Origin of the sequence: Chryseobacterium viscerum, assembly GCF_025949665.1 — a bacterium.
Classification (GTDB): domain Bacteria; phylum Bacteroidota; class Bacteroidia; order Flavobacteriales; family Weeksellaceae; genus Chryseobacterium; species Chryseobacterium viscerum_A.
Genome location: NZ_JAPDFT010000001.1, coordinates 2,593,381 through 2,609,991 on the forward strand (window position 1 = coordinate 2,593,381; position 16,611 = coordinate 2,609,991).

The following is a 16,611-nucleotide window of genomic DNA, read 5'->3' on the forward strand; positions in this document are numbered from 1 at the left end:
AATAACCCGCACCACAGAACCCAAAACAAAACAACTCCACAACATTAAACTTTAAACATCGAACTTTGAATCTTATTTATGAATTAATTCGCACCTTTGTACCTTTATTTTAATCATCCCTTATATATTATATTATGAAGATTGCATTTTTGGGACCTCATGCCAGTTTCACCCAGCTTGCCGCAGCGCAGCTGTTTCCTGATGAAGAGTTATTACCACAGGCCAGTATTCTGGATTGTTTTAATGTTGTTGAAAACGGAGAAGCAGTAAAGGCTGTTGTACCTTTGGAAAACTCTATTGAGGGAACAGTTTCTATGACGCTGGACTATTTATATAAAACCCCGTCTATTAAAATTGAGGCAGAAGCGGTAATGCCTATTGCTCATCACCTGATGATTCACCCGGAAAACTCTATTGAGAATATTGAAAGAATATATTCACATCCACAAGCGCTGGCTCAGAGCTTCCATTTTCTGGACACCCATTATAAGGAGATTCCAAAGCAGGACTTTTCTTCTACGGCAGCAGCTGCAAAATTTGTTTCAGAGAACAGGGAGACCGCTATTGCTGCAGTGGCCAACCAGTTTGCCGCCAATTTATATGGGCTGAAAATTATCAACCGTAATATTCAGGATTTCGAACAGAATCATACCCGGTTTATCATTATCTCTAAGCAACAGGATACATACCAAAATAATAACCTGGAAACTTTGGGAGAAAAAGCAGGAATGCTGATAACTCTTCCGGAAGATCATCCGGGTGGATTACATCAGGTCTTATCGGTTTTTGCATGGCGGAAGATGAACCTCAGTAAAATTGAATCCAGAACATTAAAGACCGGACTGGGCAATTATTTCTTCTTTATCAACGTAGAAGGACCCTGGGAAGAAGTCTTACATGGAAATGCACTCAAAGAGCTTGAATCTATCAATGCTAATGTTGATTTTCTTGGAAACTATAAAGAATTCCTCTTAGAAAGCTAGAAAAAAGTCAATAAACACACTAAAAACACTGCTATTAAAGCAGTGTTTTTGCTTTTAAACCGACTAAAAACCGAAAAAAACACAATTTTTATAAAAAAATATCCGGCGTCCAGCACCTTCCTTTTACCATAAAAATAACCCACACATTGGGGAGAAATAATTTTCCTTAAACACCTTATAAACAGACGATTAATTACAAGATAAATATAATAACTCGTAATTAAATTATGTAGTAATATTATATAAAATATAAACATATGTTTAAATATATTACACCATATTAATATTAAAATTATAAATTTCACAATGGTGAGTGTAATTTTTATTGTATATTTGCTTAGCAACTAATTAAAAATCTTGATCATGAAAACTAAACTTTACAGCTTAATGTTAGCATGCGCAACCTTACCTTTATTTTCACAAGTTGGAATCAATACAGCTACTCCATCTGCAACTTTAGATGTTAATGGAACACTGAAAGTTAGAGATACACCCGCAGCTACAGCATTACCTGGCTATCAGGTTTTAGCAATTAACCAGGGAAGCACTCAGGTTTACACAGTAGACCCAGCATTATTAATAGCCGCTTCAGGAACTAACACTACCGTATATTCTGCAAAAAAAAGCACCGGCATCAGTCTCCTTACTGTAGGTGTATTGGGAGATTTCAAACCTGTTAATTTTCTAGCAGCCGAAAGAACCATAGGTAGTGCAGCTTTATTCAATGATGCCACTTCAGCTTATACAATACCATCAGATGGAATATATGCTGTATCATATTCATTCCGTTTTGGAACAGGACTTCAAGCTTCTTTATTAAGTGGTGGTACCGGTATTGGAATCACCAGAACAAGAGGAGCCGGAGCCGGCGTTACTACATTAATAGACTCCCGTATTTTCAGTGGTGTCAATCTTATTGTGGCTAGCTTAACTATCTCGGACAGTTATATTAATGCTCTATATTCTTTCCAGGCAGGTGATAGAGTAAACTTTGGATTTATTGATCCAGGTATCAGCTTATCGCTATTATCAACGAGTACTACATCTTTCTCCATTTACAAAATATCAAACTAGTAAAACATATTGTTAGTTATCTATACCATTTAACCCACCACTTATACTGTGATGGGTTAATTTTTTTAAATAGCTTTTCAAACATTTCTTTATATTTGATAAAACTAATGAAATGAATGAACTTGTTGCTGTCATCATATTTATAGTAATCTTCATCATTTTCAACAATCTGAATACCAAAATCAGAAGACTTGAAAAGGAAATCACCGACCTTAATTACAAAATCAATAAGGCCCCGGCTCAATCTGAAGTAATCCATAAAAAAACTTCAACAGAAGAAACTATTGTTCCTCAGCAAGTACAACCTCATCAAATTGTTCCTGAAGAAGTAAAATACAGGGAAGAAAATAAAGAAATCCCACCATCAGTTCAAAAAGACTGGCTAACTCCTGTTTTTGATTTCCTAAAACAAAATGCACTTACCATCATTGGTATTTTTACTCTTGTTCTCGGAATCGGTTATTTTGTGAAGTATGCTATTGATAAAAACTGGATTGGAGAAACAGCAAGAGCAGGAATTGGTTTTTGTACCGGAGCTGGAATCATCATTATAGGACATTTCCTTAGAAAGAACTATACAGTATTTGCATCTATTATAACCGGAGGTGGAATTGCCGTATTGTATTTCACCGCCACGATTGCCTTCCGGGAATATCATCTTTTTACACAGAATACATCTTTTGTAATCACCGTACTGATTACGGCAGCATCTATTATTTTATCCTATTATTATAAAAGTGAAGTCTTAATTATTTTCTCATTAATAGGAGGCTTCAGCGCTCCTTTGATGATCAGCACAGGGCAAAGTAACTACCATTTTCTTTTTATTTATCTCACTCTTTTAAATGTTGGAATGCTTGTAGTCTCTTTTCTTCAACACTGGAAAAGTGTTGGATGGACTGCCTATATTTTCACAACCGCTTATCTTTTTTATTGGACAAATGAGAGCACGGAACTCTTAAGCATTACTTTTTACATGATAAGTTATGTGATTTTCTATCTTTTTGCCCTGCATGATTACATCAGGAAAAACATACTTTCAACATCTGATATTCTAATACTTGCTTTTGCTAATTTTTCGAGTATTCTTGGACTCCTCTATATTTTTGATACTTTAGCCTATGAACCTCCAATTATTTTTCCACTTATTTTCGCAGCAGTCAATTCCATTCTGCTCTTTAGAGAGCATGGACGAAAAAACTTCGGAGTTGCTTATTCTGTATTTGCAGGACTTGTTACCAGCCTTATCACTACAGCTGTAGCCATTCAGTTTAAAACCCACCTTATTACCAGTATCTGGGCAATAGAAACCACCCTGCTGCTTTTCATCTGGAAAAAAACAGGTCATAGCATTTTCAAAACCTTTTTCTATCTTTTATTTCCAATGGTCATGATCGCTCAGATTGTAACCTGGACAGAATATTTTGGAACCAGCGACTTTAATATCATCTTCAACCCTCCGTTTATCACCAGTTCATTTACTATCGCTTCTATTATTGCCAATTTATATTTATTAAGAAATACAAAACAGGAATCAAACGAAAAAACCAATAACTTTTTTGAGGATCTTATTACGGTAGTAAGTTATGGGGTTATTTATATCACTTTTCTTCTTGAGATCACCTACCACATTTCAGACATGCCATGGACAGCAATTGCTGGTGTAGGATTATTATTTACTATTTATTATATCTTTATATTATTACTTATCAGAAAGCAACTTCATATCATAAGTGATATTCAGACCGCTCTGATTTATCTGTTTTTTATCCTGGCAACTGTTAACCTATCTGTTTCAGTCTCATCAATTGTCCCTGATATTTTAACAAAAAGACTGCATTTAAGTTTTTATTTACTTCATTTGCTTCAGTTGATTCCTTTTATATATATATGTTTCAGGATTATCTCTTCATCGCAGTTTCATAAACGCCAGATTTCTTACTGGATAATGTCTTTGGCATTTATTATTTGTGCAAGCTGTGAACTTCATCATTCCTATGTTTTAATGGCTTCTGATGATATTCCTCATTCTTATGAAGCAAGCGAACACTTCAATATTCTTTACCTTCCTATTGTATGGACCATTCTTGCCAGTATTTTTATTTATACAGGTTTGAAAAAGGATATTCAGGAATACAGCAAGATTGGTTTTGTATTGGTAGGGCTCATGGTTTTAAAACTCTACAGTTATGATGTATGGCAAATGGATAATATTTCCAGGATCAGCGCCTTTATTGCTCTCGGAATTATCTTGTTATTAAGTTCTTTCGCTTTCCAACGTCTGAAAAACATCATCAGAAATATGATGGATAAAAAAGATAAAAGTGAGGAAACCACAGACTGATAATCAAGATAAAAGTTTTTATTATAATTAAAATGTAAAACAATCTAAGATTTCATTCACATTTTATAAAAAATAACTATATTTATCACGTTTTTAACAGTTACATATTCTGATTATGAAAAAATTACTCTATTCTTTTTTAATACTATCTTCTGCTACTTTATTTGCACAGCAAAAAAATCCTGCTGTAAGGTTTGCAGTTGCTGACAACGCTATCGGAACAGTAGAATTGTTCAATGCGAAAAAGAACGTATTGCAGGTTTCTAAAGTATACAATACTCCGGCAAGCCTTCCCCAAAGTTTAAAAAAATACAGTTCTGTTTTTACAAAAGGGGTGACTGAATACAAATTCAAAAACGGAGAAAATATATTTGACAGAATGTCATTATCCAACTTCAATGCACAATATAATCTTCCGGCAGACAATCCGGTATTTATTGAAGGCTATGAATTTACAGATACCAGCACAATGATTTATCCTGAGATCAAGAAAAGAGCGGAAACAAAAGATTACAACGGTAAGAAAACATTATTTATTTACACTACCGAATAAATTATTGAATACAATAAAAGAAGGATGCCGTTTTTCAGCATCCTTCTTTATTTTTAATATTTATTGTTCCATTTTTTCTTTAGTTCCTCATAAATCTTCTTTTCCGTAGCATTATTTCCGGGTTCATACAATTTCACATTCCTGATTTCTTCAGGAAGAAAGTCCTGTTCTACAAAATTCCCTTCATAAGAATGTGCATATTTATATTCTTTTCCATAGTCCAGGTCTTTCATCAGTTTTGTAGGAGCATTTCTCAAATGAAGCGGTACCGGCAGATTTCCGGTTTGCTTCACTAAAGCCAGCGCTTCATTAATGGCCATATAAGCAGAATTGCTTTTAGGAGAAACCGCAAGATATACGGCTGTTTCACTTAATATAATTCTCGCTTCCGGATTTCCGATCACATTGATCGCCTGAAAACAATTGTTGGCAACCACCAGCGCATTCGGATTAGCCAGTCCCACATCCTCAGCAGCCAGAATGAGCATTCTACGGGCAATAAATTTAATATCTTCTCCCCCGGCAATCATTCTTGCCAGCCAATACACCGCTCCATTGGGATCACCACCACGCATTGACTTGATAAAAGCTGAAATAATATCATAATGCTGCTCACCGTTTTTATCATACAGCGCCATTGTTTCCTGAAGAACTTCAAGAACATCAGTATTGATGATTTCTGTTGTGTTTGAATTTTTATATTGATTCAAAACCAACTCTACAGAATTGATTAACTTTCTGGCATCACCGCCCGAATATTGAATGAAGGCTTCTTTTTCAAGGATTTTAAAATCAGTTCCTTCATCTTTATTATATCTTTCAGAAGCAATATCAATCAATTCCTCCAGTTTTTCATAACTCAGGGCTTTTAAAATATAGACCTGACTTCTTGAAAGCAAAGCTGAAACTACTTCAAAGCTTGGGTTCTCCGTAGTCGCTCCTATCAGAACAATCCAGCCTTTTTCTACTGCATGCAGCAATGAATCCTGCTGAGATTTATTGAAGCGATGAATCTCATCAATAAATAAGATGGGTGATTTTCCTGAAAACAGATTCTGTTTTTTAGCATCATCAATGACATCACGAACATCTTTTACTCCGGAAGAAACCGCAGAAAGTTTATAGAATTTCCTTCCTGACTGTTCTGAAATAATTTCAGCCAATGTTGTTTTCCCGGTTCCTGGAGGCCCCCAAAGAATCAGCGAATTCAGGGTATTATTTTCAATCATTTTTCTGATTGTTCCTTTATCGCCGGTAAGGTGTTCCTGTCCCAATACATCATTCAGGGTTTTGGGTCTTAATTTTTCAGCTAATGGAATATTTTGATTCAAAGTAATTCTATTTTTTAAGATCAATGTTCCGGATTTTTGATCTCCGAAACTTATAACAAAATTAAACTAATTTTCATTTTTTTACCCTATTTTTGCATTGTTTTGAAACTTACATTCAATAAAATCATTACATTTCCGCTGGTAATTTTGATAAAATTTTACCAATGGTTCATCTCGCCCTTACTTCCCAAAAACTGCCGCTACGAACCTACCTGTTCTCATTATATGATTGAGTCTCTCCGGGTTCATGGGATCTTTAAAGGTTTCTGGCTGGGATTTAAAAGGATTTTAAGGTGCCAGCCATGGGGAGGCAGCGGTTATGATCCCGTTCCACCCAAACATAAATGTCAATAATCAAACTATTAAATCAATAGAAAAATGAATACTATTTTTTTCAGAATTTATCTTGTGCTGTTGGCGTTCACAACGCAGCTTCTTTTTGCACAGGAATACCCTGGAGGTTTATCTGACGGAACTTTAGATATCAACGGAAGCAACGTTCCCGTGAAAATCTATTCTACTACAGAAATGGGAGACCTGACAGCTTTTCCGGACAGAGCCATTAATAATAATGTTGTGGTTATTCTGAATGGATCAAGCCTTGAACCTTCTTATTATAATTATGCAGCTTCAGCATTAGCAAGATTCAAAGATTCCAAATACCAGTTTTTTGATAAAAACTTTAAGCTGATCAATACTCCTGCTACTCAAGAAAATGTTACAACGTTCAAATATGCAGTAAAATCTGCAAAACCTATCACAGATTCTGATAAAGTAGAACTTGAAACTCCATTTAAAATATGGGACCCTTCAAAAGGACTTCATATCGGATCATTTACCCTTCACTTTTATAGTTTGATGTTTGTATTTGCATTTGGTTTCGGATATGTTTTAATGACCAGAATTTTTAAGATTGACAATATTAACCAAAGATATCTTGAACCTCTTTTCACATGGACATTAATTGGGACAATCCTTGGGGCAAGATTAGGACATGTTATTTTTTATCAGCCTGAATTGTTTAAAGAGGATTTCTGGAGTGTATTTTTACCAATCAGTACAAAGAATGGATTAAAATTCACCGGATTTTCAGGACTGGCGAGCCACGGTGCTACTATCGCTTTGATTTTCACCACCCTTTATTATTCATTTAAAGTCATCAGAAAAAATCCATTCTGGGTTTATGACAGATTAGGTATTGTAGTAGCTTTAGGAGGTGCTTTTGTAAGAATGGGGAACTTTTTCAATTCTGAAATCGTAGGTAAACCTGCAGATCCAAATTCTCCTTTTGCCTTGCTTTTCCCACAGCAAAGCAGTGAATATGGTCTTACTGTGCCCCGTTATCCAAGTCAGCTATTTGAAGCTGTAGGATACGTTCTTCTTTTCATTTTATTATGGATACTTTACAGAAAGACAGATAAAAAATATCAGCAGGGATGGTTGTTCGGTTTGTTCTTTATCATTCTCTGGGCCATCAGATTCTTTGTTGAGTTCCTTAAAGAGCCGCAAGGTGACGAATTCATCCAGATTGGCGGCCTGAATACAGGCCAGGTACTTTCTATTCCGTTTATGATTGCAGGAGTTGTTATCATGATCGTTTCTAAGAAATTTAAGATCACTCCGGAAGAAAACGAGAAACCTGAATACATTGAAAAAGCGTAAGCACATACGGGAAATTGAAAAACTCCGGTTTTAAGATAAAAGAGGCAAATTTGTATCACTACAGATTTGCCTTTTTCTTTTAATTCTATTTTAAAGAGCCATTATTTGTTCTATTACAAACTCCTTGCAACTTTCCTGTTCAGCTCCTCAAAAACATTTCCGAATTCACCAATAACATCCGTAGGGAGCATAGATTCTTTTGAATGCCTTTCTGAAGCAAGATCGGCAGATCTTCCGTGAAGCCACACTCCTAAAATACAGGTTTCTTCTTCAGAATATCCTTGTGCTGAAAGGGAAGTCAGAATTCCGGTAAGGATATCTCCACTGCCACCTTTTGCAAGACCTGCATTCCCAGTTATATTGTAAAATACATTTCCCTCCGGAGTTATGACTTGTGTATGATGATCTTTCAATACAATATAAATATTATGTTCTTTTGCTTTTTCTCTGGCTAATTCAAGTCTTTTAAAAGAATTTTCTGTACTTCCGAAAAGTCTTTCAAACTCTTTCGGATGAGGAGTTAGGATTGATTTTTTGGGTATTAATTCCAGATTTTCCGGATCTTTTGAAATAATATTTAATGCATCGGCATCAAGAATGAGTGGAATTGTATAGTTTTTAAGAAAACCCAGAAAACTTTTTTCAGTATCTGAATGAGTTCCCAGTCCGGGTCCTATGCCACAGGTAAAGTCTTTATCAACCTCAAAGTTTGTTACAAACTGTTTTCCTCCCGCTATAAACATGGCTTCCGGACATGAGGTCTGCAGTATCTCATATCCACATTCCGGTGCCAGAGTGAATGTCAGACCAGCTCCTGTTTTTAAGGCGGATTGTGTAGCAAGAACAGCAGCTCCTATTTTCCCATAACTTCCTCCTATGATAATGGCCTTCCCATAGCTTCCTTTATGAGAGAACTCGTGTCTGGGCTTGAATATAGATTCTATCAGCTGATCATCAATAACAAAGTATTCCACGTTGGTTGTATCAGCATAGGTATTGCTTAAATCAATATCCAGCACTTCTACTTTTCCGGTATATTTTCCTGTTTCAGGATGGAGAAAAGCTCTTTTCCAGCATTGAAAAGTCAGGGTATAATCAGATTTCAGAATAATGGGAGCGTTATCAAAGATTTCATCAGCAGGCAATCCGGACGGAATATCAACGGATATTTTAATATTTTTTCTGGCGTTCAATTGCTCAACAAGTTCTTTGTACTCACCTTCCAACGGTCTGGATAAACCTGTTCCGAAGAGAGCATCAATAATGATTGTTTTATCATCAAAATTATAGTGTTCAATCTGATCAAATTTTCTGACCGAAATTCCTGATATATCACGAAGCCTTTTCAGGTTCACCAAAGCGTCTTCCGAAAATTTCCGTTTGGAATCACCTACAAATACATCTACATCAAAACCTTTCAGATACAGTATTCTTGCTACTGCCAATCCATCTCCTCCATTATTTCCGTTACCACAAAATACAGCCAGCTTTTTATGATTTTTACAATGTTCCGAAATCCAATGCGCCGCTGCCATCGAAGCCCTTTCCATCAATTGTATGGATGAAACCGGCTCGTGGGAAATCGTAAACTGATCCCAGTCGCGTATCTGTTCTGCAGTAAAAATTTTCATAGGTAAAACAAACTTTTAAGCAAATTACAAAAGATTTTTCATTATGATGCCACGTCAATAACAAAAATAATGAGACCTCATTAATGAAGTAAAGTATCTGTAAAAAGCTGAAATATTCATTAAAACAAATTCTAAGAATTCATCATAAAATTCAATATTTTGGGAATAAAAAACTATAGAAATTAGTGTTTTTTACATTTTTAAATTATATTTTTGTGTATATACTAATTAAAAAAATATAAATTATGGGATTTGTAAAAGAATTTAAAGAATTTGCCTTTAAGGGGAATGTTCTCGATCTGGCTGTCGGTGTGATCATTGGTGCAGCTTTTGGTAAAATTGTTTCGTCTTTAGTGGAAGATGTCATTACCCCTCTGATACTCAACCCGGCATTGAAAGCCGCCGGTGCAGAAAACATTGCAAAACTTTCATGGAATGGTGTTGCTTACGGAAATTTTATTTCAGCCGTAATCAGTTTCCTTTGTATTGCTATGGTTCTTTTCTGGATCATTAAATTCGCCAATAAAGTCAACAAAAAAGAAGCTCCGGCTCCTGCAGGACCTACAGAAGATCAAAAATTACTGACAGAGATCAGAGATTTGTTGAAAAGCAAAAATATATAATCAGTAAACCTGATAACAGTCTACAAAATAAAAGCACCTCCATGGAGGTGCTTTTTATCTTTTGCTATATCATTCCAGACTATTGAATCTGTAAAATACTCGAAATCTGTTCAGCCAGGGAAAGTCCTATTCTGTCCTGTGCTTCAAGAGTAGAAGCTCCCGTGTGAGGGGTAAGAGAGATTTTAGGGTGATTAAGGATATCTTTAGAAGGTGTTGGCTCATTAATGAAAACATCCAATCCAGCAAATCTTACTTTACCGGAATCCAATGCCTGAATTAAAGCTGCTTCATCAATAACTCCTCCTCTGGAACAGTTGACAACAGCTACTCCGTCTTTCATTATTTCAAATTCATTCTTGCCAATCATATAGCCGTCTTTCTGAGCCGGAACATGGAGTGTAATAAAGTCTGAATGTTTTAAAACCTCCTGTAATGGTTCTGTTTCTATATCAACATTGATAAACTGGTTGTTGTAAAACTTTACTTTAATGCTTGCTTTTCCTACATTATTATCAGCTGCAACCACTCTCATCCCAAGACCTAAAGCAATTCTGGCCACTTCCTGCCCGATTCTTCCCATTCCTACGATACCAATTGTCTTTCCTCTCAGTTCAATACCGGCAGCATATGCTTTTTTAAGACTTCCGAATTCAGTATCACCTACCAGAGGCATTTTTCTGTTGGAATCCTGAAGAAATCTTGCTCCGGAAAATAAATGAGCAAAAACAAGTTCAGCCACCGATTCCGAAGAAGCAGAAGGAGTATTGATCACGTGGATCCCCTTTTCTCTTGCATAATCCACATCAATATTATCCATACCTACTCCACCTCTTCCAATAATATCTATAGATGGGCAGCCGTCAATAATATCTTTTCTTACCTGTGTAGCACTTCTCACCAATAGAGTACGGATTTTGTGCTCGTTAATATAATCTACCAAAAATTCCTGTGGAACTTTTGTAGTAATCACTTCAAAGCCTTTTTCTGTCAATGCGTCTATTCCAGATTGATCCAGGCCGTCGTTTGCTAAAACTTTCATAAAATATCAAGTATATTAAAAAATGAAAGATTTAAAAATTAAAGGAACCGGTTCACATTTAATCTTTAAATCTTTGAATTATATTTTTATTCGCCGTCTTCTTTGAATACTTCAATGGTCACTTGCTTTTCTACCAAATCCGTAAATCTTCCTTTGTATCTTGTAGCTCTTACCAGGTGATTGTCTATCCAGTGATAATTTCCCCCTCTTGGTTTTCCGCAAAGTACGCTGTGGTATTTGAAACCATGCTTATCCAGCCAGTCTATGGTGATTTGTTTCAGATTTTCGGTTCTTGAAGTAAAAAAGCAGATCTGATGCCCTTCATCATACCATCTGTTGACAGTTTCCAATGCATCAGGATAAGGTTCGCAGGTAACCATTCTTTCCGGTTCTTCGTTGGGAACATCATCTGTAATGGTTCCGTCGATATCTATTAAGTAATTTTTTACGCCATCCTTTAGAATAGGACTAATGTGTTCAATGTATTCTAATTCCATTACTAAATATTAAGTAACAAAGTTAGCGTTTTTACAACTATCAGGCACGTTAATCTTAGTTTATGTTAAAAATATACCATAAAAACTATTATTTAATGAATAATATTAATATTTTATTAGTCATTTCATTACAAATAGTTAAAATTTTTCGTTTTGATATTTCTTTTTATGAGTAATATAATAAGAATCTACAAAAAAGACAAAGTGAATTTGCAGATTTACTGATCAACATTCACGGCCTTCTCAACATTATTACAAAAAGCATGATGTTTATCTAAAAATTTCCAAAATACATTTATTACTCTTACATTTGTAGGAATGGAAGAATTTGTAGTTTTAGTAAATCCTGAAGATGAAGTTTTAGGGCTGATGGAAAAACAGCAGGCTCACATCAATGGCCTGCTACACCGTGCTTTTTCTGTATTTCTGTTCAACAGTAAAGGAGAGATGCTCCTTCAGAAAAGAGCTTCAGGAAAATACCATTCTCCCAATCAATGGACCAATGCAGTGTGTTCTCACCCAAGACATGGGGAAACTTATAAGGAAGGAGCAATACGCAGATTAAAGGAAGAACTCGGAATTGAGGCAGAACTTTCGGAAAAATTCAATTTTATTTATAAAGCAGATGTAGGTGGCGGCCTTTGGGAGCACGAACTGGATCATGTATTTGTGGGAAATCATGAAGCTGATTTCAATCTAAATAAAGAAGAAGTGAAAGATGTAAGGTTCATTTCCCCGGAAAATCTGGATAAAGAAATCTCAGAACATCCTGAAAACTTTACAGAATGGTTCAAAATCATCCTCGAAGAATATAAACACCATTTTTAATGATGAAAAGAATATTGTTGTTTTCTGCAATTGTAACAGGAAGTCTGTTTTTTGCCCAAAAAGCAAAAGTATATGAAAATTCCAACTACTCTATTCAGGTTCCTGATGGCTGGAGATCTACGAATGACAGTGAGATCATCAATATTTTTCCTACCAGCCAGATCGGTGCTATTACGATTTCTGAATACCATGATTTAGCACTTTCAAAAGATGAAGTTAAAAAATTCATCCTGGCACTTTATCATTCACAAGACCAAGAGTCCAAAGTAAAAGATAAAAGAAGCCAAAAAGGATATACAGAATATCTCTATGAACACTTTGATGAAAAAGAGAAGCTGTTCTGGATCACCAAAGTTTTTCAAAAAGACAAAAATTTATATTTGGTTTCCATCAACTGTGGCCAGAAATTCTGGAACGGAAACTACATGACCCAATTTAATGAGACTTTTAACAGTTTTAAAATAAAGAAATAAGAATTAAATATGAAGAAAACAGCCTTGTACGACAAACATGTTTCTTTGGGAGCTAAGATCGTACCTTTCGCAGGTTTTGAAATGCCTGTTCAATATTCAGGGGTTACAGAAGAGCACTTTGCAGTAAGAGAAAAAGCAGGATTATTTGATGTTTCCCACATGGGACAGTTTTTCATCGAAGGGCCGGGTTCAAAAGACCTTTTACAGTTTGTAACTACCAATAATGTAGATGCACTTGAAAACGGAAAAGCTCAGTACTCTTGCCTTCCGAACGAAAACGGAGGAATTGTAGATGACCTTATCGTTTACAAAATGGAAGATGACAAATATTTCGTGGTTGTAAATGCATCCAACATTGACAAAGACTGGAATCATATTTCAAAATACAATACTTTCGGAGCTAAAATGACCAATGCTTCTGATGAGATGTCATTATTGGCAGTTCAGGGGCCTAAAGCTACTGAAATCCTTCAAAAGCTTACAGAGGTAAATCTTTCAGAAATTCCTTACTACCATTTCACAGTGGGAAGTGTTGCAGGAGAAAATAATGTGATTATTTCAAACACCGGATACACAGGAAGCGGTGGTTTTGAGATTTATTTCAATAACGAAAGTGCTGAAAAACTTTGGGATGCAGTAATGGATGCCGGTAAAGAAGAAGGAATCATTCCTTGTGGATTAGCTGCCAGAGACACTTTAAGATTAGAAAAAGGATTCTGTCTTTACGGAAATGATATTGATGATACTACTTCTCCTATTGAAGCTGGTTTAGGATGGATTACTAAGTTTGATAAAGACTTCGTTTCTAAAGATACTTTCGCAAAACAGAAAGAAGAAGGGGTTACAAGAAAATTAGTTGGTTTTGAGCTTACTGACAAAGGGGTTCCAAGACATGATTATCCTGTAGTAGATGCTGAAGGAAATGTGATTGGAAAAGTAACTTCGGGAACACAGTCTCCAATGAAAAAGATTGGTTTAGGTCTTGCTTATGTAGACAAGCCTCATTTCAAATTAGGATCTGAAATCTTTATTCAGGTAAGAAACAAGAACATTCCTGCAAAAGTGGTAAAAGCTCCTTTTGTATAATTGTTCAATAAGATATTATTAATAAGAGAGGCTGTAAATAAAATTACAGCCTCTTTTTTACATTTAATTACAGATACAGCAGACTTTTCTATCGGGACTACAGGCATCGCCTACTCCCGGTGTATTGGAAATCACTCCACCTGCGGGTCCGCATAAAGTAAAGCAGTTGGCAAGAGGAGGTATTAATCCACCGTTAATTTCCTTTAAGGCTGATCTGTTCAGATTCTTTGTTTTTGAAAAGTTTGTTTTCATATTGTAAATTTTGGTGATTACAAATATAAAAATTAAAACCAAAAACTAAATAATAATCAATCACTTACGAATTAATAACATTTCAATTAGAATAAAAAATGTCCTGCTCAATAATGAGGAGTATCATTACTGAGCAGGACAGATTAACTATTTAAAATCTTACGAGTTAATTTACTCTAAAGAACTTCTGCAGCTCTTCAACATTTTTCTTATCATTTCCTACGAAAATCTCTTTATCAGTAATAAATACTGGTCTTTTCAGGAAGGTATAGTGATCTAGCAATAGTTCTTTAAAATCTTTCTCGGTCAAAGATTTCACATCCAGACCTCTCAATTTGATCTGAGTAGATTTTTTACTGAACAACGCTTCGTATGATTTTGTTTTTTTATGCATTTCAGCCAGCTCTTCTTTGGTAATCGGCTCTTTTTTGATTTCGCGAAGTTCCCAGTCTGTAAGATCAAATTGGGCTAAAATTTTTCTACAGGTATCACAGGTGTTGAGATAAAATACTTTCTTCATTACGATTTCTAAATCTGTTATTTGTTAAAATTCCCTTTCATTGAAAGTTTCGTCTTTCAAAAGTAGGATTTAATCTAAAACTTTGGAAATTATTAAATAACTTTATTCAAATTTTATAAAGATGCAGAACAAGCCTATTACTTTTCAGTTTATTTCAGAGCCTTCAGATGTTAATTACGGAGGAAATGTACATGGAGGAAGTGTTATGAAATGGATTGACCAGGCCGGTTATGCATGTGCAACTACCTGGAGTGGTAATTACTCTGTCACCGTTTATGTAGGCGGAATCCGTTTTTATGACCCCATCAAAATCGGGGAAGTAGTAAAAGTAGATGCTCAGGTAATTTATACAGGAACTTCAAGCATGCATATCGCCATCAATGTCTTTTCAAGAAACCTGAAACAGCCAAATTTTGAGAAAAAAACTCACTGTATCATCGTTTTTGTTGCCGTAGATGAAAATGGCAAAAAACTGCCTGTACCCAAGTGGACACCAGAAACAAACGAAGAAAAGCAACTGGAAATGTATGCAAGACGCCTGATGGAACTGAGAACGCAGATTGAGGATGAGATGAAACCTTTTTTGTAAGGGATGCGAGGTTCGGGAGTTTGAGAGTCGGAGTATTTGAGGGTTTGAGGGTTTAATGTTGTGGGTATATAACTTGCAACTCGAAACTCATAACCCGCAACGAATATAACTCGTAACTCGAACCACAAAACACAACAACTAGCAACAAAGAACAACCAGCAACCAGCACAAAAAAACAACCAACCACATTATATGAAACGTATTTCCACCTTAATGGCATTGCTTATTTTAGCTTTGGTCCAGGCTCAGACGCATCGGTTTATTTATGAACTGCAATATAAGATGGATTCTACAGAAACCACTTATGAAAAACTGAATATGATTCTGGATATTACCCCAAAAGAGGTTAAGTTTTACGGAAGAAATCTGATCACAACAGATTCTTTAAATAAAAAATTCGGGACGAATAACAGCCATACCGACATGTCAGGGCAGGTAGTGAAAAGAAAAATCAATTCTTTTGATAACGAAAATTTCATCAATATCAAAAACGGATATTATTCTTTTAAAACCACAGATAAAGTAAACTGGACCATTTCCAATGAAACCAAAAAAGTAGAAAATTACACTTTACAAAAGGCAACTACCCGATTCGGAGGAAGAAACTGGACCGCATGGTTCTGTAAAGATATTCCTTTTAATGAAGGACCTTTTAAATTCCGCGGATTACCAGGTTTAATCTTTGAACTGTCTGACACAAAGAAAAATTTCATTTATCACCTTATCAAAAGTCAGGAACTAACACAAGTTTACCCTACAGATGATTTTCTTGAATCCAATTTCGGAAATAAAGCTATTTCTATCAATGAAAAGCAGAAGTATAAACTGATCATGGAGTTTTATAATGATCCTTTTGCTTTTGAAAGAAACAATTTCAACAAAGCTAACAATGATCTTAAAATTAATATCAATGGAAAAGAAATTCACACCGTGGATGAGCTGAACACCCAAACCAAAAACATGCAGGAAGTGATAAGAAAATACAATAATCCACTAGAGATCGATAAGGCGGTTCATTATAAAGAATAAAATTTCAACACAAAAGCCACAGATGTTTCCATAAACAGCACAAAACAAATTAAAGTTCAATATTAGATTTGTATTTATTTTTCTTTTTGAAAAACAA

General features: G+C 35.3%; 18 protein-coding genes. 12 read left to right on the forward strand and 6 right to left on the reverse strand.

All coding sequences use genetic code 11. The annotated features are described in order from the left end of the window. The first annotated feature begins 134 nt into the window (after nucleotides 1-134). The 4 genes from pheA (at nucleotide 135) to OL225_RS11745 (ending at nucleotide 4,954) form a co-directional block, all read left to right on the forward strand. On the forward strand, nucleotides 135-983 hold the full coding sequence (gene pheA, locus OL225_RS11730) for a prephenate dehydratase (protein ID WP_264518378.1): 849 nt from the start codon (nucleotides 135-137) through the stop codon (nucleotides 981-983). A gap of 363 nt (nucleotides 984-1,346) precedes the next feature. Then, nucleotides 1,347-2,057, forward strand: coding sequence for a hypothetical protein (locus OL225_RS11735; protein WP_047376843.1), 711 nt, complete (start codon nucleotides 1,347-1,349; stop codon nucleotides 2,055-2,057). A gap of 112 nt (nucleotides 2,058-2,169) precedes the next feature. Then, nucleotides 2,170-4,401: a DUF2339 domain-containing protein gene (locus OL225_RS11740; protein ID WP_264518379.1), complete on the forward strand. Its 2,232-nt coding sequence runs from the start codon at nucleotides 2,170-2,172 to the stop codon at nucleotides 4,399-4,401. 115 nt (nucleotides 4,402-4,516) lie between these two features. Then, the gene (locus OL225_RS11745) at nucleotides 4,517-4,954 is read left to right on the forward strand and encodes a hypothetical protein (RefSeq protein ID WP_047376845.1); all 438 of its coding nucleotides are present in this window, start codon (nucleotides 4,517-4,519) and stop codon (nucleotides 4,952-4,954) included. A gap of 53 nt (nucleotides 4,955-5,007) precedes the next feature. On the opposite strand, the gene OL225_RS11750 is transcribed toward OL225_RS11745, so the two are convergent. After that, a complete protein-coding gene (locus OL225_RS11750; RefSeq protein ID WP_264518380.1) occupies nucleotides 5,008-6,285 on the reverse strand; it encodes a replication-associated recombination protein A in 1,278 nt (425 codons plus the stop codon). Between the two features lie 102 nt (nucleotides 6,286-6,387). Between OL225_RS11750 and yidD the strand changes: the two genes are divergently transcribed. Both yidD and lgt read left to right on the forward strand, forming a co-directional pair. Further along, on the forward strand, nucleotides 6,388-6,639 hold the full coding sequence (yidD, locus tag OL225_RS11755; protein ID WP_264518381.1) for a membrane protein insertion efficiency factor YidD: 252 nt from the start codon (nucleotides 6,388-6,390) through the stop codon (nucleotides 6,637-6,639). Between the two features lie 444 nt (nucleotides 6,640-7,083). Continuing rightward, nucleotides 7,084-7,947, forward strand: a complete 864-nt coding sequence (lgt, locus tag OL225_RS11760) for a prolipoprotein diacylglyceryl transferase (RefSeq protein ID WP_047376979.1) — start codon at nucleotides 7,084-7,086, stop codon at nucleotides 7,945-7,947. A 113-nt stretch (nucleotides 7,948-8,060) separates the two neighbouring features. Here lgt and OL225_RS11765 read toward each other — a convergent pair whose 3' ends face one another. Further along, nucleotides 8,061-9,578 (reverse strand): NAD(P)H-hydrate dehydratase, encoded by a 1,518-nt coding sequence (locus OL225_RS11765; protein WP_264518382.1) that lies wholly within the window; start codon nucleotides 9,576-9,578, stop codon nucleotides 8,061-8,063. Nucleotides 9,579-9,823: 245 nt separating this feature from the next. Here OL225_RS11765 and mscL point away from each other — a divergent pair, with 245 nt between their 5' ends. Beyond that, nucleotides 9,824-10,201: a large conductance mechanosensitive channel protein MscL gene (mscL, locus tag OL225_RS11770; RefSeq protein WP_047376847.1), complete on the forward strand. Its 378-nt coding sequence runs from the start codon at nucleotides 9,824-9,826 to the stop codon at nucleotides 10,199-10,201. A gap of 79 nt (nucleotides 10,202-10,280) precedes the next feature. Here mscL and OL225_RS11775 read toward each other — a convergent pair whose 3' ends face one another. Both OL225_RS11775 and OL225_RS11780 read right to left on the reverse strand, forming a co-directional pair. Then, complete coding sequence (locus tag OL225_RS11775) at nucleotides 10,281-11,240, reverse strand: D-2-hydroxyacid dehydrogenase (protein WP_047376849.1); 960 nt, start codon at nucleotides 11,238-11,240, stop codon at nucleotides 10,281-10,283. 86 nt (nucleotides 11,241-11,326) lie between these two features. Then, a complete protein-coding gene (locus OL225_RS11780; protein WP_047376850.1) occupies nucleotides 11,327-11,737 on the reverse strand; it encodes a phosphoheptose isomerase in 411 nt (136 codons plus the stop codon). A gap of 318 nt (nucleotides 11,738-12,055) precedes the next feature. On the opposite strand from OL225_RS11780, the gene idi reads away from it, so the two are divergent. Genes idi through gcvT form a run of 3 tightly spaced genes read left to right on the forward strand, consistent with a single transcriptional unit; the run spans nucleotide 12,056 to nucleotide 14,124 of the window. Then, nucleotides 12,056-12,565, forward strand: a complete 510-nt coding sequence (gene idi, locus OL225_RS11785) for an isopentenyl-diphosphate Delta-isomerase (RefSeq protein ID WP_264518383.1) — start codon at nucleotides 12,056-12,058, stop codon at nucleotides 12,563-12,565. Next, nucleotides 12,565-13,038: a hypothetical protein gene (locus tag OL225_RS11790; RefSeq protein WP_047376853.1), complete on the forward strand. Its 474-nt coding sequence runs from the start codon at nucleotides 12,565-12,567 to the stop codon at nucleotides 13,036-13,038. The genes idi and OL225_RS11790 overlap by 1 nt, the downstream gene beginning before the upstream one ends. 9 nt (nucleotides 13,039-13,047) lie before the next feature. Further along, a complete protein-coding gene (gcvT, locus tag OL225_RS11795) occupies nucleotides 13,048-14,124 on the forward strand; it encodes a glycine cleavage system aminomethyltransferase GcvT (protein ID WP_047376854.1) in 1,077 nt (358 codons plus the stop codon). A gap of 63 nt (nucleotides 14,125-14,187) precedes the next feature. Here gcvT and OL225_RS11800 read toward each other — a convergent pair whose 3' ends face one another. Beyond that, nucleotides 14,188-14,376 (reverse strand): hypothetical protein, encoded by a 189-nt coding sequence (locus OL225_RS11800; RefSeq protein WP_047376855.1) that lies wholly within the window; start codon nucleotides 14,374-14,376, stop codon nucleotides 14,188-14,190. A gap of 166 nt (nucleotides 14,377-14,542) precedes the next feature. Next, nucleotides 14,543-14,896, reverse strand: a complete 354-nt coding sequence (locus OL225_RS11805; protein ID WP_047376856.1) for an arsenate reductase family protein — start codon at nucleotides 14,894-14,896, stop codon at nucleotides 14,543-14,545. Nucleotides 14,897-15,017: 121 nt separating this feature from the next. Between OL225_RS11805 and OL225_RS11810 the strand changes: the two genes are divergently transcribed. Further along, nucleotides 15,018-15,485, forward strand: a complete 468-nt coding sequence (locus OL225_RS11810) for an acyl-CoA thioesterase (RefSeq protein WP_047376857.1) — start codon at nucleotides 15,018-15,020, stop codon at nucleotides 15,483-15,485. A 192-nt stretch (nucleotides 15,486-15,677) separates the two neighbouring features. Beyond that, nucleotides 15,678-16,514 carry a GLPGLI family protein gene (locus OL225_RS11815; protein WP_264518384.1) on the forward strand — a complete coding sequence of 279 codons (837 nt, stop codon included), beginning with the start codon at nucleotides 15,678-15,680 and terminating at the stop codon, nucleotides 16,512-16,514. The last annotated feature ends 97 nt before the right edge of the window (nucleotides 16,515-16,611 follow it).

Coding starts and splice junctions, on each gene's coding strand:
- OL225_RS11780 (WP_047376850.1), bottom strand. CDS start 11,737: ATGGAATTAGAATACATTGAACACATTAGTCCTATTCTAAAGGATGGC.
- mscL (WP_047376847.1), top strand. CDS start 9,824: ATGGGATTTGTAAAAGAATTTAAAGAATTTGCCTTTAAGGGGAATGTT.
- OL225_RS11810 (WP_047376857.1), top strand. CDS start 15,018: ATGCAGAACAAGCCTATTACTTTTCAGTTTATTTCAGAGCCTTCAGAT.
- OL225_RS11815 (WP_264518384.1), top strand. CDS start 15,678: ATGAAACGTATTTCCACCTTAATGGCATTGCTTATTTTAGCTTTGGTC.
- OL225_RS11765 (WP_264518382.1), bottom strand. CDS start 9,578: ATGAAAATTTTTACTGCAGAACAGATACGCGACTGGGATCAGTTTACG.
- idi (WP_264518383.1), top strand. CDS start 12,056: ATGGAAGAATTTGTAGTTTTAGTAAATCCTGAAGATGAAGTTTTAGGG.
- pheA (WP_264518378.1), top strand. CDS start 135: ATGAAGATTGCATTTTTGGGACCTCATGCCAGTTTCACCCAGCTTGCC.
- OL225_RS11745 (WP_047376845.1), top strand. CDS start 4,517: ATGAAAAAATTACTCTATTCTTTTTTAATACTATCTTCTGCTACTTTA.
- OL225_RS11790 (WP_047376853.1), top strand. CDS start 12,565: ATGATGAAAAGAATATTGTTGTTTTCTGCAATTGTAACAGGAAGTCTG.
- OL225_RS11735 (WP_047376843.1), top strand. CDS start 1,347: ATGAAAACTAAACTTTACAGCTTAATGTTAGCATGCGCAACCTTACCT.
- OL225_RS11775 (WP_047376849.1), bottom strand. CDS start 11,240: ATGAAAGTTTTAGCAAACGACGGCCTGGATCAATCTGGAATAGACGCA.
- OL225_RS11800 (WP_047376855.1), bottom strand. CDS start 14,376: ATGAAAACAAACTTTTCAAAAACAAAGAATCTGAACAGATCAGCCTTA.
- OL225_RS11805 (WP_047376856.1), bottom strand. CDS start 14,896: ATGAAGAAAGTATTTTATCTCAACACCTGTGATACCTGTAGAAAAATT.
- OL225_RS11740 (WP_264518379.1), top strand. CDS start 2,170: ATGAATGAACTTGTTGCTGTCATCATATTTATAGTAATCTTCATCATT.
- gcvT (WP_047376854.1), top strand. CDS start 13,048: ATGAAGAAAACAGCCTTGTACGACAAACATGTTTCTTTGGGAGCTAAG.